Origin of the sequence: Jeotgalicoccus sp. S0W5 (assembly GCF_011634875.1) — a bacterium.
Lineage (GTDB): Bacteria > Bacillota > Bacilli > Staphylococcales > Salinicoccaceae > Jeotgalicoccus > Jeotgalicoccus marinus.
This window is the reverse complement of the sequence record NZ_SIRQ01000004.1, coordinates 63,217-86,775: the sequence shown is the minus strand read 5'-3', so window position 1 is coordinate 86,775 and position 23,559 is coordinate 63,217. Positions and strand designations below refer to the sequence as shown.

At 37.3% G+C, this 23,559-nt stretch carries 22 protein-coding genes; 15 read left to right on the top strand and 7 right to left on the bottom strand.

What is annotated here, in order from left to right; translation table 11 throughout:
* Positions 1-112 precede the first annotated feature (112 nt).
* Genes EYB29_RS06900 through EYB29_RS06880 form a run of 5 tightly spaced genes read left to right on the top strand, consistent with a single transcriptional unit; the run spans position 113 to position 3,954 of the window.
* On the top strand, positions 113-1,114 hold the full coding sequence (locus tag EYB29_RS06900; protein ID WP_166626955.1) for a DctP family TRAP transporter solute-binding subunit: 1,002 nt from the start codon (positions 113-115) through the stop codon (positions 1,112-1,114).
* Positions 1,111-1,575 carry a TRAP transporter small permease gene (locus EYB29_RS06895; RefSeq protein ID WP_035855649.1) on the top strand — a complete coding sequence of 155 codons (465 nt, stop codon included), beginning with the start codon at positions 1,111-1,113 and terminating at the stop codon, positions 1,573-1,575. The genes EYB29_RS06900 and EYB29_RS06895 overlap by 4 nt, the downstream gene beginning before the upstream one ends.
* A complete protein-coding gene (locus EYB29_RS06890) occupies positions 1,575-2,864 on the top strand; it encodes a TRAP transporter large permease (protein ID WP_166626954.1) in 1,290 nt (429 codons plus the stop codon). The genes EYB29_RS06895 and EYB29_RS06890 overlap by 1 nt, the downstream gene beginning before the upstream one ends.
* On the top strand, positions 2,865-3,200 hold the full coding sequence (locus EYB29_RS06885) for a cupin domain-containing protein (RefSeq protein ID WP_026866052.1): 336 nt from the start codon (positions 2,865-2,867) through the stop codon (positions 3,198-3,200).
* Between the two features lie 13 nt (positions 3,201-3,213).
* Entirely contained in the window at positions 3,214-3,954 is a 741-nt protein-coding gene (locus tag EYB29_RS06880) for a 2-keto-4-pentenoate hydratase (protein ID WP_166626953.1), read from the top strand.
* A 52-nt stretch (positions 3,955-4,006) separates the two neighbouring features.
* On the opposite strand, the gene pdxS is transcribed toward EYB29_RS06880, so the two are convergent.
* Positions 4,007-4,861 (bottom strand): pyridoxal 5'-phosphate synthase lyase subunit PdxS, encoded by an 855-nt coding sequence (gene pdxS / locus EYB29_RS06875; RefSeq protein ID WP_166626952.1) that lies wholly within the window; start codon positions 4,859-4,861, stop codon positions 4,007-4,009.
* Positions 4,862-4,955: 94 nt separating this feature from the next.
* Between pdxS and pdxR the strand changes: the two genes are divergently transcribed.
* Entirely contained in the window at positions 4,956-6,308 is a 1,353-nt protein-coding gene (gene pdxR / locus EYB29_RS06870) for a MocR-like pyridoxine biosynthesis transcription factor PdxR (protein WP_166626951.1), read from the top strand.
* A gap of 20 nt (positions 6,309-6,328) precedes the next feature.
* Here the strand turns inward: pdxR and EYB29_RS06865 are convergent, their stop codons facing one another.
* Positions 6,329-7,408 (bottom strand): branched-chain amino acid aminotransferase, encoded by a 1,080-nt coding sequence (locus EYB29_RS06865; protein WP_166626950.1) that lies wholly within the window; start codon positions 7,406-7,408, stop codon positions 6,329-6,331.
* A gap of 209 nt (positions 7,409-7,617) precedes the next feature.
* On the opposite strand from EYB29_RS06865, the gene EYB29_RS06860 reads away from it, so the two are divergent.
* The 8 genes from EYB29_RS06860 to EYB29_RS06825 all read left to right on the top strand — a co-directional run bounded on the left by EYB29_RS06860 (position 7,618) and on the right by EYB29_RS06825 (position 16,919).
* Positions 7,618-8,721, top strand: a complete 1,104-nt coding sequence (locus tag EYB29_RS06860) for an NADH-dependent flavin oxidoreductase (protein WP_026866047.1) — start codon at positions 7,618-7,620, stop codon at positions 8,719-8,721.
* Between the two features lie 140 nt (positions 8,722-8,861).
* Positions 8,862-10,388 (top strand): AbgT family transporter, encoded by a 1,527-nt coding sequence (locus EYB29_RS06855; RefSeq protein WP_026866046.1) that lies wholly within the window; start codon positions 8,862-8,864, stop codon positions 10,386-10,388.
* Positions 10,389-10,445: 57 nt separating this feature from the next.
* Entirely contained in the window at positions 10,446-11,621 is a 1,176-nt protein-coding gene (locus EYB29_RS06850; protein WP_035855639.1) for a M20 metallopeptidase family protein, read from the top strand.
* Positions 11,622-11,732: 111 nt separating this feature from the next.
* On the top strand, positions 11,733-12,035 hold the full coding sequence (locus tag EYB29_RS06845; RefSeq protein WP_026866044.1) for a metal-sensing transcriptional repressor: 303 nt from the start codon (positions 11,733-11,735) through the stop codon (positions 12,033-12,035).
* A 15-nt stretch (positions 12,036-12,050) separates the two neighbouring features.
* Positions 12,051-14,435 carry a heavy metal translocating P-type ATPase gene (locus EYB29_RS06840; RefSeq protein ID WP_166626949.1) on the top strand — a complete coding sequence of 795 codons (2,385 nt, stop codon included), beginning with the start codon at positions 12,051-12,053 and terminating at the stop codon, positions 14,433-14,435.
* Between the two features lie 40 nt (positions 14,436-14,475).
* Complete coding sequence (gene copZ / locus EYB29_RS06835; protein WP_035855628.1) at positions 14,476-14,682, top strand: copper chaperone CopZ; 207 nt, start codon at positions 14,476-14,478, stop codon at positions 14,680-14,682.
* A gap of 129 nt (positions 14,683-14,811) precedes the next feature.
* Positions 14,812-16,062 carry a hemolysin family protein gene (locus EYB29_RS06830; RefSeq protein ID WP_342664962.1) on the top strand — a complete coding sequence of 417 codons (1,251 nt, stop codon included), beginning with the start codon at positions 14,812-14,814 and terminating at the stop codon, positions 16,060-16,062.
* Complete coding sequence (locus tag EYB29_RS06825; protein ID WP_035855619.1) at positions 16,059-16,919, top strand: metallophosphoesterase; 861 nt, start codon at positions 16,059-16,061, stop codon at positions 16,917-16,919. Before EYB29_RS06830 ends, EYB29_RS06825 begins: the two co-directional genes overlap by 4 nt.
* A gap of 48 nt (positions 16,920-16,967) precedes the next feature.
* Here the strand turns inward: EYB29_RS06825 and menC are convergent, their stop codons facing one another.
* Complete coding sequence (menC, locus tag EYB29_RS06820; RefSeq protein ID WP_166626948.1) at positions 16,968-18,107, bottom strand: o-succinylbenzoate synthase; 1,140 nt, start codon at positions 18,105-18,107, stop codon at positions 16,968-16,970.
* A gap of 150 nt (positions 18,108-18,257) precedes the next feature.
* Here menC and EYB29_RS06815 point away from each other — a divergent pair, with 150 nt between their 5' ends.
* Positions 18,258-19,370: an amidohydrolase gene (locus tag EYB29_RS06815; RefSeq protein ID WP_166626947.1), complete on the top strand. Its 1,113-nt coding sequence runs from the start codon at positions 18,258-18,260 to the stop codon at positions 19,368-19,370.
* A 32-nt stretch (positions 19,371-19,402) separates the two neighbouring features.
* Here EYB29_RS06815 and EYB29_RS06810 read toward each other — a convergent pair whose 3' ends face one another.
* The 4 genes from EYB29_RS06810 to EYB29_RS06795 form a co-directional block, all read right to left on the bottom strand.
* Positions 19,403-19,978 (bottom strand): hypothetical protein, encoded by a 576-nt coding sequence (locus EYB29_RS06810; RefSeq protein WP_166626946.1) that lies wholly within the window; start codon positions 19,976-19,978, stop codon positions 19,403-19,405.
* Between the two features lie 109 nt (positions 19,979-20,087).
* A complete protein-coding gene (locus tag EYB29_RS06805) occupies positions 20,088-20,327 on the bottom strand; it encodes a hypothetical protein (protein WP_026866038.1) in 240 nt (79 codons plus the stop codon).
* A 65-nt stretch (positions 20,328-20,392) separates the two neighbouring features.
* The gene (locus EYB29_RS06800) at positions 20,393-23,032 is read right to left on the bottom strand and encodes an MMPL family transporter (RefSeq protein ID WP_166626945.1); all 2,640 of its coding nucleotides are present in this window, start codon (positions 23,030-23,032) and stop codon (positions 20,393-20,395) included.
* Positions 23,016-23,486 carry a MarR family winged helix-turn-helix transcriptional regulator gene (locus EYB29_RS06795; RefSeq protein ID WP_166626944.1) on the bottom strand — a complete coding sequence of 157 codons (471 nt, stop codon included), beginning with the start codon at positions 23,484-23,486 and terminating at the stop codon, positions 23,016-23,018. Before EYB29_RS06795 ends, EYB29_RS06800 begins: the two co-directional genes overlap by 17 nt.
* Positions 23,487-23,559 lie beyond the last annotated feature (73 nt).

The following is a 23,559-nucleotide window of genomic DNA, read 5'->3' as shown; positions in this document are numbered from 1 at the left end:
ATATATCTTTCATTTATTATAGGAGTCCTTTAAGGAGGAAAGCAAATCGAATTGATAATTGTATATAATTTCATAATAATGCATAGTTATTAATAAATAAGGGGGATTGCTTGTGAAGCAATACATATTTTTCATATTGTTTAGTGGATTGGTTGTGTTTCTGAGTGCATGTAATAATGATGAAGAAACGGTAACCTTGCAGTTTGGCCATGCCTTGCCTGAAGATACCGAACAAGCTAAGAAGATTGAGGAAATGGGGGAATCGGTAGAAAGGCAAACTGAAGGTCGAGTTAAGTTTGAAATCTATCCGAACTCACAGCTTGGTAGTGAGACAGAAATGCTCCAACAGCTTGATGTTGGTGCAATGAATGGGTTGGCGATCATGGTGGGTTCAATGCAGACCATGGATATGCGGTTAGCCATTGAAGATTTACCTTATATGTGGCCGAGTGAAAAAGAAGCGAGACTTGCCTACGAAGGCGAGTTCGGTGACTATTTAGCAGATATTGTCGAGACATATGATATGCATACAGCAGGATATATGGAATGGGGATTTCGTCATGTGACGAACAATGAGGGCCCGGTTGTTGAACCGGAGGATTTAAAGGGGATGAATATTCGTGTCGCTGAAACAGCACTCCGTGTAGATACATTTGAAACTGTTGGTGCACTTCCGACAGTCATGGCCTTCAGTGAAGTATATGGGGCGCTTCAACAAGGCGCTTTAGATGCCCAAGAAAATCCTCTCGCTAATATCGTTGCCCCAAGATTAAATGAAGTACAAGATTATCTCTCTTTAACCGGTCACTTTTATAACACATTGATGATTGTCTTTGATGATGAATCTTGGAATGAAATTAGTTCCAACGATCAAAAAATTATCATTGAAGAGATTGATAAAGTATCAAAAGACATTCAAGTAACTAACGATGATACGGAACAAGAACATATCGATTTTCTTGCAGAAAATGGTATGGAAGTAAATGATGATGTGAACAAAGAAGCGTTCAGAGAAGCGATGTTGCCCGTCTATCAAAAGTGGGAAGATGAAGTGTTTGGTCAAGAAATGATGGACATTTATAGAGAAAATTCTGGATGGGAGGCAGACCAATGATTGCTAAATTTATTGTAAAAGTTTTGTATGTCACCTGTGCAGTCGTGATTGGGATTTTAGCGCTGATTGTTTTAACTCAAGTGGTTTCCAGATTCTTTAATTATTCTCTCCCAGGAACAGAAGAGTTATCACGTCTTTTCATTGTATGGATGACATTTTTAGGTTCGAGTATTGCAGTCTATGAACGTGGGCACCTGGCTGTAAATTTCTTTGTTAAAAAATCAAATGATAAGATCAGACCCTATCTATATTTAATTGTGAATATTATTCTAGGATTGTTCTTTTTAATTCTGACAGTTTACGGTTTTATTTTTTCTTACCAGTCCTTAGACTTTACCTCATCAACCTTGCAATTACCGATGACAATTTTCTACTTAGCAATTCCGGTGAGTAGTTTGCTCTCAACGTATTTCATTATACAGAATTTCTGGCTACCTCAAGATGAAAGTGAGGCGGTTTGATGTTAGCTATTTCAATGTTGATATTATTCTTTGTCTTACTGTTTCTAGGTATGCCTATTGCCTTTGTAATCGGTATTGTCGGTTTAACGATGCTAATTATTGCAGATGTCCCCTTGGAAATTATAATCCAGCGATCATTTGCAGGTGTAAATAACTTTTCTTACTTAGCACTACCGTTATTTGTTCTTGCTGGTAATATCATGGGTAAGGGGGGCTTAACACGTCGTTTGATGGCCTTTGCCAATGTATTTACAAGAAAATTAACAGGTGGTACTGGTATTACGACTGTTTTAACGACTGCCTTATTCAGCTCAGTATCAGGATCCACCGTCGCGACGACTTACGCTGTCGGTTCCGTCTTAGTCCCAAGACTAAAAGAGGAGAAGTACTCTAATTCATTTATAGCGTCAATTATTGGACCAGCAGGCGTTTTAGGATTGATCATTCCACCGAGTATCACCATGGTTATACTCGGTATAACGGCGAATATTTCTATTGGTGATTTATTCATAGCAGGAATTCTACCCGGACTCATATTAACAGTCGCACTATCAACATATGTATGGTATATGAGTAAAAGAGCAGGTTTTGGAAACAGAACTGAAGATAAGATCACTAGTAAAGAATTTTGGAAGGTAACGCGCCAAGCATTCTTTCCTTTATTAACACCAATTTTTATATTAGGTAGTATCTTCTCAGGTTATGCCACAGCAACAGAAGCAGCAGTTGTTGCAGTTGTGTACGGCTTTATACTAACCTTAATATATAAAGAATTATCATTTAACAAACTTAAAACAATATTAGCAGATTCAGCAGTTACTTCAGCAGTGATTTTAATGATTATTTCAATGGCGAATGTCTTTACATATGTACTGACTATTAATCATATCCCTGAAGCAGTATCTGGATTTTTCTTAGACTTTGCAGAGTCACCACTTATATTTTTAGTAGTTGTATCAGTCATACTATTATTCCTAGGTATGTTAACAGAAGTCACCTCTTTAATTGTACTATTAACACCAATCTTTATGCCGATTGCTGTAGAATTTGGCTTGGATCCAATCCACTTCGGAATGGTGATGATCATAAATTTTGCCCTCGCGAACGTGACGCCACCAGTTGGTCTATCATTAATTGCTGGTGCCTCAGTAACGGACCGAAAGATGGGAATAGAAGATACACTGCCCTATATCTTGCACGTGCTCTTTATTATCGCAGTAATGGTGTTATTAATTATATTCGTACCAAGCATTTCAACGTTTTTACCTAACTTACTTGGAGGAGAGTAAATGATTATTAAAGGTGAAGAAACAAAAGAGATAAAAAATAAATTTGGTGGAAAAGGGAGTATCTTTTCTAAATCTTATATACAAAAGAATGATTTTGAGGGTATAGATAAAGTACTGGAGATTGTTCTCGGACCACATGCTTCTATTGGCTACCATCAACATCAAGAAGATAGTGAAATTTATCATATTATAAGTGGGAATGGAGAATTTCAAGATGCGGATGGTGAATACAAACCAGTAGGTCCTGGGGACTGCTGCATCATTACAAAGGGGCAATCTCATGGGTTGGTTAATTTATCTGAGAAACCTTTAAAGATGATGGCAATTGTTTTTTAAAAGGAGAGATACTATGCAAGATGTACAGAAGCTTTATGATGCTAGGGTAAGTGGAAATATGTTAACACCGGGGCAAGATATAGAAATCGACTCTGTTGAAGCGGCTTATGAAGTTCAGGATGAACTATTAAAGATGCAAGGTGATAGTGCTATAGGCTATAAAATTTCTATGACAAGTCCAGAAACGCAAAACCTGTTTGATAGTCATGAGCCAGTTTATGGACCCTTTACTACTAGACAGGTAATCAGGGAATTATCTTTAAAAGATTACAATGTGCCACTCGCAGAATTAGAACTTGTTTTTTATGTTAACGAAGACTTATCTGTTGATGATGATGCAACAAGTATTATAGAAAAATGTGATGTTGCCCCAGCCATAGAGATTCCTGATGGCCGTTATGATGATTGGTTTCCTAACATTTCAAAATACGAAGTTGTTGCAGATTGTGCAGTCTCAGGTGCGATTGTAATCGGAGAAAGAAGGAAAGCGACTTATAATGAGCTGGATAAAATCCAAGGGCAACTGTATTTAGATAGTGAAGTTGTTAAAAGTGGAGATAGCTCAGAAGTCATGGATCACCCAGTTAATGCTATGCTGTGGCTAATTGAAAAACTAAATTCGCAAGGTAAAACTTTAAGGGCAGGTCAATTTGTCTCATCAGGAACATTCATCTTACCTATTAAACTAGAGGTTGGAGAATACAAAGCAGAATTTGATGGCATAGGTACTGTAAGCTTTAAAGTGAGTGAATAAATAATTGTAAAAAACTCGGAGAAATTTTTCTCCGAGTTTTTTACACTAACGTTTACCAACCGCGATCTGACATGCGTTCTTCTAGCGAAAGACTATGCACATCAAGACCAGGCATTGCTGAACCGAGTTCTTTTGATAGATCGCCAATCATTTTGTAATCATTGTAGTTTTCTACAGCTTGAACAATTGCTTTGGCATATTTTTCAGGGTGCTCTGATTTAAAGATACCTGAACCGACAAAGACACCATCTGCACCGAGTTCCATCATTAAAGCTGCATCTTGTGGTGTTGCTACGCCTCCAGCTGCGAAGTTTGTTATCGGTAATTTCCCTGATGCTTTAATTTGTTGTAACACATGATATGGTGCACCTAAGTCTTTTGATGCAGTCATCAGCTCATCATCATTCATACTTACAATTTGCTTAACCTGTTGATTCACTAATCGTAGGTGACGAACGGCTTCAACAATATTACCAGTACCTGGTTCACCTTTTGTTCTTAACATAGATGCCCCTTCGCCTATACGTCTCGCTGCTTCTCCTAAATCTTTACACCCACAAACAAATGGTGCCTTATACTGATCTTTTTTGAGATGAAACTCTTCATCTGCAGGCGTAAGCACTTCGGACTCGTCTATGTAATCGATACCCATTGCTTCTAATACCCTCGCTTCAACAATGTGTCCGATACGACATTTGGCCATTACAGGTATAGATACAGCATTAATGACTTCCTCAACAATTTTTGGGTCGCAAGCACGTGCAACGCCGCCTTCTGCTCTAATATCTGATGGCACACGCTCTAAAGCCATGACTGCAACAGCACCAGCGGCTTCAGCAATTTTTGCTTGTTCAGCATTGACGACATCCATGATGACGCCACCTTTTAATTTCTCTGCTAAGTTCATCTAAACAACCTCTTTTCTTTAAATTAATATCAGTTTAATCCATAATCTGATATTCTATAAGTATCAAATTAAAAGAAAAATTAGGGGTCAGATTATGTTTATCGACTTAAAAAAGAATAGCAAGGTAGCGCTATACGAACAGTTATATACAGATATTAAAACTAAAATTTTAGATGGTCGCTTACATGCGAATGCTAAATTGCCGAGTAAACGTCAGTTGAGTCAAGATGTGTCGATTAGCATTACAACAGTGGAACGTGCATATAATCTACTGGTTGAAGAAAACTTAATCACTTCTAAGGAAAAAAGTGGACATTACGTCGTGCCAACAGAAGCATTAAAAATACAGAGCAAACCACTCATATCAGTTAAAAAGCCAGTATTTAATAAAATGGAGTTTCTTCTAGGGGAGGTGGATACTTCCATTGTTCAAAATGATGTTATTAAACAATTGAGCATTGATGTATTTCAAGATCGGTCACTACTCAACAGTGGGGATAAGAGTGGAGAAGCAGAATTGAAATTAGCCATAAGAGAATACTTATATGTGAACAGGGGGGTACAGTGTACTGATGACCAGGTTTTCATAGGGCCTTCGACAGAATACTTGCTTGAACAGGTGTTTTACCTGCTAGATTACCCTGCAGTCACGTTAGAAGACCCCTCATATCCTGTGGTTAAGAATGTCTTAACTCGGTTGAAAATATCATATAATACTGCAGGAGTTAATACAGATGGTATTGATCTGAAGGCGGTAAAAAAATACAATAATAAAATTGTTCACATTACACCATCTCATCAGTTTCCAAGTGGTGTCGTCATGTCTTTAAACAAGAGAATTCAACTACTAAATCTACTGAGTGATACTGAAAATTATGTAATTGAAGACGATTACGATAGCGAATTTCGATACACTGGCCGACCATTATCTTCCCTTCAAGGTTTAGACCAAAATAACAAGACCATTTATATCAATACATTCTCTAAATCAATTTACCCTTCCTTACGTATTGCTGTCATGGTCTTACCTCCCGAGCTCGCAGAGAAATACTATGACAAAGGTCTGTCTTGTAATGTATCTAGGCAGATGCAACATATTGTTGCGAAATTTATAGAAGGACAATATCTTGTTCGACATATTAATAGAGTAAGAAAATTCTACGGAAAAAAGATGGAAGTTATAATAGAATCCTTAAAGAATAAACATCCTGAAGTTGATTTAAGCGGCTATCATACAGGTATGCATTTTGTAGCAAAATTGAAAGGGGTGGATCTGCGACAATTAGCAAAAGAACATCTTATCATTTCCATGGCAGACTACACTGAAAATAGGGTCGGAACTGATACGGTACTTATCGGTGTTGGCTCAAAAGATGAAAAAGAAATCATCAATAAGCTCGATTATTTTTTTCAAGAAGCAAAAAAGAAGGTCAGAGCAAAAAACTAGCTCTGACCTTCGTCAATATATTATTTCACTGTGGAAGTAACTTCAAAAACCCATCCATGTTTGTCTTCTAGTTTGCGTGTTTGAATACCTGTTAAATTCTCATAAAGTTGTTGTGTAACTTCACCGATTTCGTTATTGTTCACACGGTAATCTTTCCCATGAATATTCATTATACCCACTGGAGAGACAACAGCTGCTGTGCCCGCTCCGAATACCTCTGTAATGGAACCATCGGTTAGACCTTTTTCAACATCATTGATATGAATGCGTTCTTCAACAACTTCATATCCTAAGTCACGAGCAAGCGTAATTAGAGAATTTCTAGTAATTCCAGGGAGGATTGAACCGTTTAATTCAGGTGTAACAAGTTGACCATCTCTAACGAAGAAAATGTTCATACTGCCTACTTCTTCAACGTATTCTTGATGCACACCATCTAACCAAAGCACTTGTTCATAACCAAGGTCGTTGGCTTTTTGCTGAGCGGTCAAACTCGCAGCATAGTTACCTGCAAACTTCGCTTCACCAACGCCACCACGTACGGCACGTACATAATAATCCTCAACATAGATACTTGTCGGATTTAGCTGTGCGCCGTAATAACCTGCTACCGGGGAAAGTACAATAAGCATTTTATATGATTTCGCTGGACGGATTCCAAGGTAAGATTCATCTGCAAAAACAAAAGGGCGAATATATAGGGCTTGGTTTTCACCATCTGGTACCCAATCATGTTCGATTTTAAGTAATTCTCTAAGAGCACTTAGGGCAAATTCCTCATCTATTTTTGGCATCGACATGCGTTCTAAAGACCGATTTAATCGTTTAAAGTTTTCATCTGGACGGAACAAAGTTACTTCTCCGTCAACATTATATGCTTTTAAGCCTTCAAAAACTGTTTGTCCGTAATGAAGGGCTTGTGCACTAGGTGAGATTTCAAATGGTGCATATGGGACGATGCTTGCATTATGCCATCCCATCTCTGCAGTGTAGTCCATAATGAACATGTGATCGGTAAAATATGAGCCGAAAGGAATCCCAGCGACCTCAGGCTTTTCTTTTAAATTTTGTGATTTAATAATTTGTAATTGCTGTGTCATAATTGGGCCTCCTAAATAATATAAGTTAAATAATTTGAAAATTGTTCTCATTGTAACAAGGCTAGATTAAAAAGGCAATATATTATCAGATAATTTAGAATTAAAGATAAATTATATTAATCATACTAAAGTAATATGGTATATTTTTATATTAAATGTACAATGGAGTTATAAAGCTTTTTTCATTAGTAAAAGTTAGGGGAATTAATATGACGAAGCAAATTTTCGAGGCAGTTAATTTGAAAAATGGACAAACCTTCGAAAACCGTTTAGTTATGGCACCAATGACGACACAATGTTCATTTCATGATGGTTCAGTGACTGATGAACTGATTAAGTACTACGCAACTAGAGCAGATGGCCCTGCAGCTGTGATTGTAGAAAGTACTTTTATAGATAATTATGGACGTGCATTTGAAGGTGCTTTAGGTGCGGATTCTGATGATAAGATTCCAGGCTTAAGAAAACTTGCAAGTGCAATAAAGGAAAAAGGATCTAAGGCACTCATTCAGCTCTATCATGCAGGAAGAATGGGGAGTCCAGAACTCAATATGGGACGTCAGCCAATTTCTGCAAGTAATATCAAAGCGCTTAGAGATAATGCAGTAGAACCAAGAACTTTAGAAATTGATGAGATTGAAGCACAAATCGAATTATTTGCTGATGCGAGCCGTCGAGCAATGGAAGCTGGATTTGACGGTGTTGAGCTTCATGGTGCAAACACTTATCTCTTACAGCAATTTTTCTCACCTCACTCAAATAGAAGAGAAGATGAATGGGGAGGTAGTAGAGAAAGTCGTACGACATTTGCCGAACGTGTAGTTGAAAAAGTGAAAGAAACTGCCGAAGAATATGGTAAATCTGATTTTATAATTGGCTATCGTTTCTCACCTGAGGAACTAGAGGAACCAGGCATTAACTTTGACGACACTATGTATCTTTTGAATACTCTCGCCGAATATCCAATCGATTACTTCCACTTCAGTATTAATAACTGGCAAAGAACATCGATTATAGACACTGATGATGAAGAGCTTTTAATCGATAAATATCTTAGAGCAAGAAATAGCTCACTTAAGGCCATCCCTATTATGGGGGCAGGGGGTATTAAATCTAAGGAAGATGCACAAAATGCACTAAATTCAGGTTATGACTTAATGAGTGTCGGTAAGACTCATTTGATTAATCCAGATTTTGTGAACAAAGTGAAGAATGATGAACCGGTAAATTCTAAGCTTCTTGAGGGAGATAATGAAAAACTCTCAATACCGACACCTCTGTGGAATATACTCGGATTTTTAAAAGAAAAATAAGAAATTAACACAAACCTTTGTAAAAATTTACAAAGGTTTGTTTGTATTTGTGAGAATATATAGTAAAATCGTTTATTATAAGTTCCCTGGAAAGGGCTTTCTTATATAAAGATATACATAGTATGAAAGGGTGAAAATACTTGGCAGAACAAAAAGAAAAGAAGTCCTTTGCACAACGATTTTTAGATGTAATAGAGAAGCTGGGTAATAAGTTGCCAGATCCAATCGTACTTTTCATGATTATTGCTGGTTTAATTTTATTAGCATCTTGGATTGCAGGAATGTTTGGTCTATCTGCAAAGAATCCAACAGATGGAGAGACTATCGAGGCAGTTAACTTACTTTCAGGTGACGGTATTGTCATGATTATTACAGAGGCTATTAACAACTTTGGTGCTTTCCCACCGCTTGCTATGGTATTAGTTGTTATGATTGGTATCGGTTTAGCAGAGAAAACAGGTTATTTTGAAGCTTTAATGAAGCGTTCTCTAGAAATTACACCAAATGCTTTAATCATTCCAATGGTTATCTTAGTGGGTATTATTTCTAACGTAGCAGGTGATGCAGGACCAGTTATTCTTCCACCAATCGCAGCGATGATTTTCATTAGGCTTGGTTTGAATCCTATCGGTGGTATTTTTATGGCCTATGCTTCGACCAATGGTGCCTTCTCGGCAAACTTTTTATTAGGTATGACGGATGCACTTGCTGCCGGCTTTACAGAATCAGGTGCGAAATTGGTTGACTCAGAATATGTTGGTAATATCGCAATGAACTATTATTTCATTGCTGCATCTTCAATTATATTACTTGCAGTGATTTACGTAGTTGTTAAAAGAATCTCTATCCCACGTCTGGGTAAATATGATGGACCAGCTGTGGATGAGGAGCCAATTTCAAAAGAAGAAAAGAAAGCATTACTATGGGCAAACTTATCTGCCTTAGCATTTATCGTAATTATTATCGTTGCAACAGTGTTACCTAACGGATTACTAAGAAATCCCGAAACAGGTTCTATTTTACAAGAATCCCCACTAATGGATTCAGCGGTGTTCTTAATTACTATACTATTTTTTGTACCTGGTTTAGTTTACGGTTTCATGATGAAGAACTTAGATGGAACTAAAGGATTTGCTAAAATGTTAGGAGACTCTATGGCATCTATGGGGCAGTATATTGTCCTAGTGTTCTTTGCTGCGCAGATGTTAGCTTACTTTGAGTGGTCTAATCTTGGACCAATCATAGCAATTTATGGGTCAGACTTACTGACATCAATCAACATGACAGGTATTCCTCTATTCATAGGATTCATACTTATTGTGGCATTGATTAACTTACTCATTGGATCAGCGAGTGCAAAATGGGCAATCTTGGCGCCAGTCTTTGTGCCGATGTTCATGTATCTTGGTTATGATCCAGCCTTTACTCAAATGCTGTATAGAATTGGGGATTCAACAACGAACCCAATTGCACCAATGATGCCATTCTTACCATTAATCATCATGTATGCACAACGTTACCAAAAAGATATCAAGTTGGGTACAGTAATTGCCAACCTCTTGCCATACTCTATTGCACTTTTAATAGTATGGATAATCTTTATAATAATTTGGTATTTACTCGGAATACCAGTCGGACCAAACGGGCCAATTTACTTACCAGAATAAAACATTTAGAGGCTTTGATTTATACAAATCCTCTTCATTATATTAAGGAGAGATAATATGTTAGAAAATATGATTAAAGAAGTTGCTCCAAAAGTTATTGGGTGGAGAAGAGATATGCATCGCCATCCAGAGCTATCTTTTGAAGAGTATTGGACAAGTGATTATATTGAAAATGCTCTAAAAGAAATGGACGGTATTGAGATTCAAAGACCAACAAAAACGAGTGTCTTAGGTATTATTAAAGGGGACAAACCTGGACGTAAAGTTGGTTTACGTGCAGATATTGACGCACTCCCTATTCAAGAGAACCGTGATGATTTAGACTTCGTATCTGAAATCGATGGGAAAATGCATGCTTGTGGACATGACTCACATGCATCGATGCTTCTTGGCGCAGCAGAAGTCCTATCTAAAAATAAGGATAAAATTAGTGGAGAAATATATTTGATTTTCCAACATGCTGAAGAATTACCACCAGGTGGAGCCATTGAAATGGTAGAAACAGGATTGTTTGATGACCTGGATGTCGTCTTTGCTCAACACATAATGACAACTAAACCAATCGGTGAGATTCATATTAAATCTGGTGCGGTCACTGCAAATTCAGATACATTTGAACTGACTATTCAGGGGCAAGGTGGTCATGCTTCTCAACCAGAAGGTGCCATTGATCCTTTAGTAATCGGTTCGAGGATAGTGACTCAAATTCAAGATATTGTTTCACGTATGGCTGGCCCATTAGATAATCTAGTCATATCAATTACTAACTTTAATTCAGGTACAGGAGCGAAGAATGTCATTCCTCATACGGCAGAAATCAGTGGTAGTGTTCGTTCTTTAGATGCAGATATTAGAGAATTAGCTAAAGAGAAAATTGAAGCGATTGCTAAGGCGAATTGTGAAGTTTATGGTGCAGAATATGACTATAGATTTAACTACGGTTATTCAGCAGTATTAAATGATGAAAGTGAGACAGCGCGCGTGCGTACTATTTTAGATGAGACTTTTGGTCAAGATAGAGTGATCGAAAGTGAGAAAATGATGGGTGGGGAAGACTTCGGCGCCTTCACTGCTAACCTCCCAGGGGTATATATATTACTGGGCACATATAATGAAGAGAAAGATTATGTTTACCCACACCATCATCCTAAATTTGGAATTGACGAAGATGCCTTCATAGATGGCGTCCGTGCACATGTTAATGTTGCGCTTGGCTTAGGACTAAATAATTAATTATTCTAGAGACCAATTTAGGTCTCTAGTTTTATGACTTGACTAATACCCTATAGGGGTATATAGTATGGATATAAGATAAAACATTGAACTTAAGAAAGGAGTGGAAAAATGACAGAAGAAACGGTAAAACATATGTCAAGACCACGTCCAGAAGATGAAAAGGCAAAGATTATGAATCGACTCAAACGTATCGAAGGACAGGTTAGAGGCATTCAATCTATGGTTGAAGAAGATCGATATTGTATAGATATTTTAGTTCAAATTTCAGCAATTCAAAGTGCACTGAAAAACACAGGATTAACAATTACAGAACGTCATATGAAGCACTGTGTAACAGATGCAATCAATACAGGAGAAGGGGACGACTCAATTGAAGAATTGATGGCAGTCCTAAAACAATTTAGTAAGTAGAAAGGAGGAAAAGAATTGGCAGAAAAAGATGACTTAAATTTAAACATTACCGGCATGACCTGTGCAGCATGCTCAAATCGTATTGAAAAAGTGCTTAATAAGATGGATGATGTTGATGCGACAGTCAATTTAACAACTGAAAAAGCTTCTATTCAATACGATAAAGACAAAATTCAGCCAGAAGATATTACTAAAAAAATTAATGACCTTGGTTATGGTGTTCGATATGAGCAAGCAGAACTCGATATTACGGGTATGACTTGTGCAGCATGCTCAAGCCGAATTGAAAAAGTTCTGAACAAGACAAGTGGTGTAGAAAATGCTACAGTCAATTTAACGACGGAAAATGCAATGATTGAGTACAATCCTAATATGATTGACGAGAAAGGCTTAATCGATAAAATTGGTAATCTTGGTTATGAAGCAAGCCAAAAACGCTCAAACGAGGAAAAAGTTTCCCATAAAGACCAAGAGTTAAAAACAATGAAGTGGAAAGTAATTATTGCGGCGTTACTATCAGCTCCATTACTTGTCACGATGTTAGATCACCTATTTGGTGTTAACTTACCAGATATCTTTATGAATCCATGGTTCCAACTTGCCTTTGCAACACCGGTTCAGTTTATATTAGGTTGGCAATTCTACCGCGGGGCTTATAAGAATTTAAAAAACTTTACGGCTAATATGGACGTCCTTGTTGTAATGGGGACGACAGCTGCATATGGTTTCAGTCTTTACGAGACTTATTTATGGATGACAGATGCTGTCGGACACCCACATTTATATTTTGAAGCCAGCGCAATTATCATCACTTTGATTCTATTCGGTAAGTATTTAGAAACGAGGGCTAAATCACAAACGACAGGTGCCATTTCTAAATTACTAGACATGCAAGCAAAAGAAGCACGTGTATTAAGAGATGGTCAAGAAGAGATGGTTTCTGTAGATCAAGTTAAAGTGGATGATGTGTTAATTGTTAAACCAGGTGAAAAATTCCCTGTAGACGGAGAACTATTAAAAGGAAGAACCTCTGTTGATGAATCAATGCTAACAGGTGAATCGATTCCTATTGAAAAAGAAGCTGGGGACAGTATCATCGGTGCAACAATCAACCAAAATGGTAGTGTTCAAGTCAGGGTTACAAAAGTTGGGAAAGATACTGCCTTAGCAGGAATTATCAAAGTAGTTGAAGAAGCTCAAGGTAATAAGGCGCCAATTCAAAGAATGGCTGACGTTATTTCAGGTTATTTTGTACCAATCGTAATTGGTATTGCAATCGTGACCTTTATTGTGTGGTATTTCTTGGTACCATCAGGTGACCTAGAATCTGCACTTGTTGCAGCAATATCAGTACTTGTTATTGCTTGTCCATGTGCTTTAGGACTTGCAACACCGACTTCTATAATGGTAGGTACAGGTAAGGGTGCTGAAAACGGTATTCTTTATAAGGGTGGAGAGCACTTAGAGAAAACACACAAGGTGAATGTTGTTGTTCTAGACAAAACAGGTACTGTTACTAAAGGTAAACCTGAAGTTACAGATTTTACTGGAGATGATGAAACACTTCGTCTTCTAGCTTCAGCAGAAAAAGGGTCTGAACACCCATTAGCAACAGCAATTGTTGCCAATGCGACTGAAAAAGGACTGACTTTAAGTGATGTTGATCACTTTGAAGCAATTACCGGTCATGGTGTAACAGCGACTATTGAAGGTAAAGAAATTCTAGTAGGTACGCGTAAGTTAATGCAAGACTACCAAGTGAATATCGGTACTGCAGATAGTGATATTGAGCAGTATGAGCATGAAGGTAAGACAGCAATGCTTATTGCAATTGATGGCGTCTTTAAAGGTTCTATAGCAGTCCTTGACACTGTTAAAGACACAGCTAGAGAAGCTGTTAAAGAAATGCATGATCAAGGTTTAGAAGTCATCATGTTAACTGGAGATAACCAACGTACAGCAGAGGCAATTGCACGTGAAGTTGGTATTGATGATGTGATTGCGGAAGTCTTGCCTGACCAAAAAGCGGATAAGATTAGAAGTATCCAAGAATCAGGAAGAGTCGTTGCGATGGTTGGTGACGGTGTCAATGATGCACCGGCTTTAGCTTTAGCGGATGTTGGTATTGCCATGGGCACTGGTACTGAAGTTGCCATTGAAGCAGCGGATCTTACAATACTTGGTGATGATTTAACACTAATTCCAAGAGCGGTAAATCTGAGTCACGAAACAATTAAAAATATTAAACAGAACTTGTTCTGGGCATTTGCTTATAATACGCTTGGAATTCCAATTGCAGCCCTAGGTTTCTTAGCACCATGGGTAGCTGGAGCTGCGATGGCATTCAGTTCAGTAAGTGTGGTAACCAACTCATTACGTTTAAAACGTGTTAAAGTGTAAATACAATATATAATTAATAAAAATTTGGAGGATGAATATAATGGCTAAAACAACAATTGATGTAGTAGGAATGACTTGTGGACACTGTAAAGCTTCTGTAGAAGGTGCTTTGAATAATCTAGAAGGTGTATCTGAAGCTTCTGTAAGCCTAGAAGATAACAATGTTGAAGTAAACTACGATGATACAGTAACCGATCGAGCAAAAATGACAGAAGCAATAGAAAATCAAGGTTACGATATAAAATAAGTAACCGAAAGCCGAAATCCGTTATCGGATTTCGGTTTTTTTATACCTTATTATTCCAATCAAAAGCTCTATAATGGTAAGATAAGTATAATACATAACTTAAACAAGGGGGAACCACGATTGATATTTGTGGTTATTGCTTTGCTCTTAACGTCATTATTCTTCTCAGGAAGTGAAACAGCTTTAACAGCGGTTAATAAAATTAAATTGCAATCACAAGCAGCAGGGGGAAATAAAAAAGCAGAGAAACTCTATGAACTGGTAAATAAACCGAGTCAATTTATTACGACAATATTAATAGGTAATAATATAGCAAACTTAATCACACCGGTTTTGGTGACTTCAATGGCAATTCAGTACGGGTGGAGTGTCACACTTGCATCAGCTGTACTCACAATTACGATAATTATTTGTGCAGAAGTTATACCGAAATCTATTGCAGCAGCGTTTCCAGAACGCGTGTCATATACGGTGCGCCCAATTATTTCATTTTTGAATATCATTTTTTATCCATTGACTGTTATCTTAAATTCAATGACAGATTTTATAACGAAGATACTATCAAAGGGGTCAAAAAAAAGCTGGACAGTATCGCGTGATGAAATTGTGAATCTAGTTCAGATTGCAGATAGTGAAGGGGCACTTGCCTCGACCGAATCACAGAGGTTAAAAGGAATCTTAGATTTTAAGGAATTAAATGTTAAGGATGTTATGACAACACCAAGAACAGAAATGATGGCAATCCATAAAGATGAAAAGATGGAGGACGTCAGGGATACCGTTATAAATAACATGCATACCAGGTATCCTGTTTATGATGAAGACCTAGATGATATTGTGGGTGTTTTTCACTCTAAATATCTTTTGAAATGGTCTGTTACACCAGAAAAGTCACTTCTAGATTTTAGTGATACTAAACCTCTTACTATTAGAGAATTTCAAAATGTAGAAGATGTTTTAAGACGTATGAGTAGAGAACGTAGACATCTTGCGATTGTTCTAGATGAATACGGAGGAACTGAAGGTATTTTAACACATGAAGATATTATAGAAACCATGCTTGGTTTTGAAATAGAAGATGAAACGGATTTAAAAAATGATTCTGTTGTACGTGCCTTTAGTGACGATAAGATAATCTGTGATGGGAAGATTACTTTACACCGTCTAAATCAATTGTTCAATACAGCAATACCAGAAGAAGAGGATACCTTATCAGGATTCTTATTATCAGCGTTTGAAGATATTCCAAAAATGGGAGATAAGACATATCTCGATAATCTAGAATTTCAAGTTTTGAAGATGGAAGATCATATGATTCGTCTTGTTAAAATTATGAAGCATGATAGATCATTCAACGAAAATAATGAGGAAGAGAAATGAGTATACTTAGAAAATTAAAAATAACACCACTCATCCTAGGATTTACGATTGCTCTCGCTCGTTTTTTATGGAAAGAAGATAAGCATATTATTACGACGAAATATCAATATAAAAATAAAAATATACCCAGTGCTTTTGATGGATATAGAATTATTCAAGTTTCAGACTATCATAATGCTTTTTTTGGTCGAAGCGCAAGTAACCTCTTAAGAGCAATCAAAAAAGCTAATCCAGATGTAATTTTTATTACTGGTGATGTTATCGATAGACGGACACCTTTTTTAAAGCGTTCTAAGACCTTTATTGAGAAGGTTACCAATATTCAGGATGCATATTATGTAACGGGTAATCATGAAGCGGATTACACTAAGTTTCATAAGTTGTACGAGATTATTGGAAATTCTGATGTAGTGAATGTGACAAAGAAGGCTGTTGAACTTGAGCATAGGGGTGAAAAGATTAACCTCACTGGTGTGAGCGATGTTTGGTTCTTTGGTGATGAAGAGAATATTATGACCTATAGAAATTTTTCTAATGAAATTAAAAAAAATGTGAATAATTTACCACATAATTTTACAATATTACTCGCGCATCGTCCTGAGCTATTATCTATCTATAGCAAGAATCCTGTAGATCTAGTATTTTGTGGCCATGCACATGGAGGTCAGATTCGCCTACCAATAGTAAAGGGTTTATATGCGCCTCATCAGGGGGTTAATCCAAAATATACAGAAGGTTTATATGAAAAAGATGGCACCACAATGGTGGTCAGCCGAGGACTTGGCAACAGCCGCTTCCCTTTTAGGGTATTTAACCATCCTGAACTTGTTGTCGTAGAACTTAAAAAAGAGTATTAAAATACTGCCTAGGGATCTTGGTATTTCAAGAACCCTAGGCAGTTTTAATTAGTTATGCATAATCATATCGAGTTGATCGTCTTCAGTAAGTACTTCTGTTTTTACTAGGTATTGTTTCATCTTATCGAAGTCAACTTCTGCACCTATACCAGGCTTTTCTGATATTTTTACAACACCATTTTCTGCGACTACTTCCGGTGTGATGATGTCTTCATACCAATATCTTGAAGAGGACGCTGTGTCACCTGGAAGTACAAAGTTGCTGAGTGATGTAATTGCCACATTGTGAAGTCTACCAACACCCGCTTCTAACATACCGCCACACCATAGAGGAATATCATGTTTGGCCGCAAGGTCGTGAATTTTTAGTGATTGGGTTAAACCACTGACACGTCCTACTTTGACATTGATGATCTTACAGCTACCAAGCTCAATTGCTGCCTGGGCAGATTCAAATGAATCGATACTTTCATCTAAACATACTGGGGTCTTAATTTCTCTTTGTAATTTAGCGTGATCGATTAAGTCTCCAGCCATTAGAGGTTGTTCAATCATCATTAAGTTAAATTCATCTAGAGCCTTCAGCGTATCGATATCATCGAGTGTATAAGCAGAGTTAGCATCAACCATCAATGGGATATCAGGGTAGACTGTTCTTATGCTACGAACCATTTCTACATCACGGCCGGGTTTGATTTTAACTTTAATACGTTTATAACCTTCTTCAACTTTTTCACCGATTTTTTCAAGTAGGGCTTCATCTGTATCTTCTAAGCCTAAAGAAACGCCGACTTCTACAGTTTCTTTTTCTCCACCAAGTGCTTTAGCAAGTGTAATGCCTTGTTTCTTAGCGTATAAGTCCCAAACGGCACCTTCAATACATGCTTTAGCCATGTTGTTACGCTTGAATGGCTTATATATATCCCAAACTTCATCTGGATGTGAGATTTCTTTACCGATAACTAATGGGCCGAAATATTTCTTTAAGGCAATTAAAGTCGCGTCCATAAATTCTTCAGAGTAGAGCGGGTCTTCACCAGACACACATTCTCCAAAGCCACTTGTGTTGTCCTCATCAATGACTTCCACGATAGTAATAAAACGCTGTTGTTGTGTGCCAAAGGATGTTGTAAATGGGTTTTTCATATCCATCAATAGCTGATGTAGTTTAATTTCTTTTATTTTCATCTTATTTCCTCCGTGTAATCAATATATATGTATTATACACCATAAGCATAAACACTTCTTTCATTTCCCACCATTAATTTAAATTTTCTTACAATTATAACTGTGATATATTTATTAATAACAGATTTTAATTTTTGAAAGAGGGATTGCATGACAACGGCAAAAATCAATGAAATTTTCAATCATATTCACAACAATGCAGAGCTTAGCAACGAAGAATATAAAACGACGGATTATATATATGAATTTCTAAAAAATGAAGGTTTTGAACCGGTGAAGTTTAAGAATATTACTGGATTATACTGTGATATGGGGAATTGGAGTGGAGAATACCCTCTAATTGGTATGCGTGCCGATATTGATGCACTTTACCAAGAAGTGAATGGTAAACTTCAGGCGAATCACTCCTGTGGACATGATGCACACATCTCTATGGTGATTGGGGCAATGTTAAAACTAAAGGGTCATGATGCACTTAAAACACGTGGTGTAAGATTTGTTTTCCAACCAGCCGAAGAGCTAGGTACTGGTGCTTTAGATGTGCTAAAAGAAGGCGTTATTGATCCATTAGATTACATGTTTGGTATTCATTTACGACCTATTGAAGAGGCGACAGACGGGTTTATTTCACCAAGTATTGAACATGGATCTGCAGGATCATTTGAGTTTAAAATTAGTGGGCATGATGCACATGGTGCAAGACCGCACTTGAATTCTAATGCGATTGAAGTCGGTTCAGCTATTGTTGACATGCTCTCTAAAATACACATTAACCCGATGGTTCCGGCGAGTGCTAAGATGACTAAATTTATGGCGGGTTCAAAATCATTAAATATCATACCAGGTTCAGCTGAATGTGGAATTGACGTGCGTGCACAAACAAATGATGCAATGAAAGATTTAAAAGCGAATATTCATAACATTTTAAGAGTCGTTGAAGAATTATATGATGTGACTATTGAAGACTTGAAGGAATCTTCAATAGTTGCAAGTGAGAGCAATGAAGAGGCTATTGCTGTTTTCCGTTCAGCAATCATAGATACTGTTGGAGAAGAGTATTTACTAGAACCAATTGTAACAAGTGGTGGAGATGACTTCCATAACTATACAGTACAGTACCCAGAACTCAAAGGCGCAATGGTAGGTTTAGGCTGTGATTTACAACCAGGCCTTCACCATCCAGATATGATCTTTAATCATGAACGTATGGAAACAGGTGCGAATGTTTTATATCAAACGATTTTGAATGTACCTGAAAAATAAATGTGCAAAAATAAAGGACCAGTACTGGTCCTTTAAATGTTTCTATTCAGGTTTGGGTCATTTGGATGTTGTGGTTGTTTGTCATTTGAAGCGTTATCTTCAAAGTCTTCGTTATTCAATACACTGCCGTCATGTTCATCTCTTAGTTTTCTAGAATATAAGAAGAGGATGATAATAGCAGCAATACCTGCAGTAACAGCATTCAACAGGGCAAGTAAGACACCAATAATAGGTTGTTTAACATACGCTGTAAATATACCAATAAAGGCGATTGATTCCATTAGTAGATAAGTGATGACAATATCACCAATAGATAAGCCCATTAGATATAAGATGATACCAGCGATGGCAAATACTAGACCAATGTGCTTAGGTTGAAATGATCCTTTCTTGAGAATATTACCATCATAAGCTTGGCCACCGAGGTAGAAAGTACCAAATGGTATGAAGGCAAGCCAAGGTAAGTCATATCTTTTGATTTCAGCCACTCTGAAAAGGAAGTAACCTTGTAGCAACCATTTCAATAACCCTACTATAAATACGAAGAGTAATAAAAAGATTCCAAGTGCTGCTGCTCCAAAGAAAAATGCTATAAATTCCCAGCCCATAGATACACATCCTTTAATAAGTTATGTTAATTGTACCATTAACAGTAATTCTCAAAAAATCATAAGCCTATTAAATAACCCGTATGTGAATTCACATACGGGTTATTAACTATCCTCTATATAACCTTCTATTTACACGTTCGGCATGACGATATGCATTGATCACACCGTAGAGCCATACGATTGGTAATGTAATAAAACCAATCAGAACATATAGAAGTAGACCGTTAATCATTTGTATCAATATGAGTAGGATACCTTTAAAGATTTGTCCGTTATATATCTGTCCGAGTCCTGTTACAAAGAAACTCAATACTGCTGCTAATCCAGCACTTTTCTCTCCTGGCATGGATTCAACTCCTTACTTAAAAAATACTAGTTTTTTATACCCTAGAATTGTCAATTTCAAACTTTCTATTGATCATCAATACTATCTTCGCGACCCTTTCCACCTGGCATTCTAAATGGCCAGAATGTGCCGCGTTTAAGCGTTGCGATCATTGCTGGAATAAGCAATGGTAAAACGACAAAGGCATAGAATAGTAGGGCGAATATAATGACGCTGGTTACCTGCACTAATATCGCGATACCTGAAGGATATAGGGCTGCGAAGGTACCAGTTAGGATGATAACTGCTGTGATGACTACGGTACCCATTCGGCGTACAGATAATTCAATCGCTTCACGAATTGAACTGTATCTCACTTCTTCTCTAAAGCGGTCGATAATGAAAATAGAGTAGTCAATACCGAGTGCGGCAAAGATGATTAGACTAAAGAATGGAACTGCCCAGTTTAATTGATCGATACCAAATAAGGACAAGAGCCACTGAGAAATGGTCATTGAACTGAAGTAGGTAATGAAGATGGAACTGATCATTACGACTGGCAGTACAAGTGATTTAAAGAGTACCGCTAAAATGACGAATAGAGTGACGATGAATAGTATGACAACATTTGTGTAGTCATCAGTTGTCACTGTGTCTAAATCTCTATTCATACTAGTGACACCTGAGTAATATGCAGTTGTTTCCTCGTTGTCTAGACGTTGCATTTCACTATCGACTGTTTCTTCAATATCATCAAGCACACCAATCGCTTCATTACTATAAGGATCGACATCTAGGATGACATTCATCTTAACTGCTTGTCCATCTGCGAATGAGTATTGGTCAATTGCTGATTGAAACTCTTCGTTTTCTATCATTTCGTTTGGAACGTTAATACCTGTACTATTTGTCGCTTCATTGTCATTAATGGCAGTCATAAGATCACCAACTTGGCTCACACCATTGTTGATTTCGTCTAGTCCTGTTGCCATCTCTGATAGTCCTGCGGCAAGTTCTGACATCTGTGTTTGAGATTGTTCAGTCATTGTTTGAATTTGTTGGTTTGCTTGAGTCATACCTTGTGATAGCTGATTTGCACCTTGTGAAAGTTGTGCGAGCTGTTGACTTGCACCGTTTACGTCTCCTGTGGCACTTAGGTATTGGCTGACACCATCAATACCAGTCGATAATTCTTGAACACCGCTTTCTAATTCGGATAGGTCTCCGCCACTCATATCAGCACTAGAGATTTGTTCATTAATTTCTGTAAGTCCGCTAGAAATTTCAGTTAAGCCATCTTGAATTTCAGTCAATCCATCATTGGCTTCATTGAGTTGGTAAGAGACTGACAACTCATCCATCTTATCTCCGACAGGTCGTGTAAGTGTCTGTACTTCTTTGACGCCGTCTAACTTAGTTACCGCATCAGATACAGATTCTACACGAGTGAGCCCGTCAGAAGTAATCAGATTTTCATCATTAGAAAAAATAACTTCTACAGGGAAGGTTGAACCTGCATCAAAACTATCGCTGATCGTATTAACCGCATGAACGGCTGAATATGAATCATCGAGTTCAGATAGAGAATCGTACTGAACCTCATCGTCATAGAAGTAAATTAATGCAATGAGAACAGCAACCACTGTAAATATGACACGCGTTGGGAATTTTAAGGACAACAAACCAAGTGGTGTCCAAATTTTACTTTCTCCTGAACCAGAAGTGTGTTTACTTGGCCAGAATATATACTTACCAATGAGAGACATTAAGATAGGTAATATCGTAAATAGTGATAATAATAGTGCTAAAATACCAACTGCTACCCCAACTGCTGAACGGTAGATTTCAAAGTTCGCAAAGTAAAGGACACCAAATAATATTGCACCTGAAATACCACTTATAAAGACTGTCTTACCTGCTGTCTTAAAGGTATTGATGACCGCTTGATTTTTGTCGTGATGTTCGAGCTCTTCTTTAAATCTATTGAGTAATAGGATGACGTAATCCGTACCTATACCGAATAGAATTACAATTAAGAAACTCTGTGTTTGAGGTGATACTGGGAAACCGAACCATTCTACAAACCATCCAACAAAGGATTGTCCGAGTAGGTAAGAAATACCGACTGCAATCAGTGGCACAAATGGTGTGACAATCGAGTGGAACATTACAAGTAAGACGACGATAATAATCATGACTGTAAAGATTTCAGTTGTCTGTACACCATTCATTGCATCTTCTTCGAGTGTTCTTTGAATCATCTCATTAGATGTAATGGACGTGTCTGCGTCTGTGGTATTCATGCCTTCAATTTCTTCGGCATTAGTGAGGATATTATTCGCATCACCAGTGTATTCCATTGGAATCATAATGACGCCAGTATCTTCGTTTACAAAGTTTTCCTGCATGTCTTCACTGAGTGTAAATGGATTGATCACATTTTCTGTATAATCTGCGTCTTCAATTTCTGAGATATAAGATTCAATATCTGCTTGATGAGACATTGGTGAGTCTTCAAACTCGAGAACTAAGGACATCATTTCTACATCTTGGCCGTGATCTTCTAAGTATTGTCTTGCTTGTTCGCTTGCGGCCGTACTCGGTAATTGAACATCACCTTTTTCAGCGGCAAGTTCAGTTAAGTTTGGCGATAACATGAAAGAAATAATCGCAAAAGCGAGCATTAATACAGTAATCGGCCATTTAAATTTAAGCACCTGCTTCATTAAATAATCCTCCGTCTATCTTAAAAATTTTTATGATGGTGTCTGCTGCTTCATTAAGAGCTTGGGTATCTTTCTGTGATAATGGGCCTAATTTCTGACATATAATCTTAGATAAATGTGTAAAGACCTCACTAATGATTTCTTGTGCTTTTTCTGTCAGACTAATAAGTTTTGAGCGCTTATCATTGTTTAGTGGATTTTTCTTCGAGTAAATCAATTTTTTTGTACTCAACTTTCTTAAAGCATGGGCAATGGAACTTTTATGTACGCCTAGTTTTTCTGATAGTTCTGTTGGTTTTGCGGATTTGTGCATAAATAAATATTCAATGATTGCCATCTGTTCTTTAGAAATATGCATTTGTCTGACTGACTCTGTAACTTCAGAAAAAATGTGAGCATAACCAAAGCCGAAAATCTGAGTAAACTTTTCAATTGTCTCAGAATCTGCATTCAATGTAAGTGACCTCCAATCAAGCAAATTTATATTTAGAACAAAAGAAGTTTAACATGTTCAACTACTTAAGGCA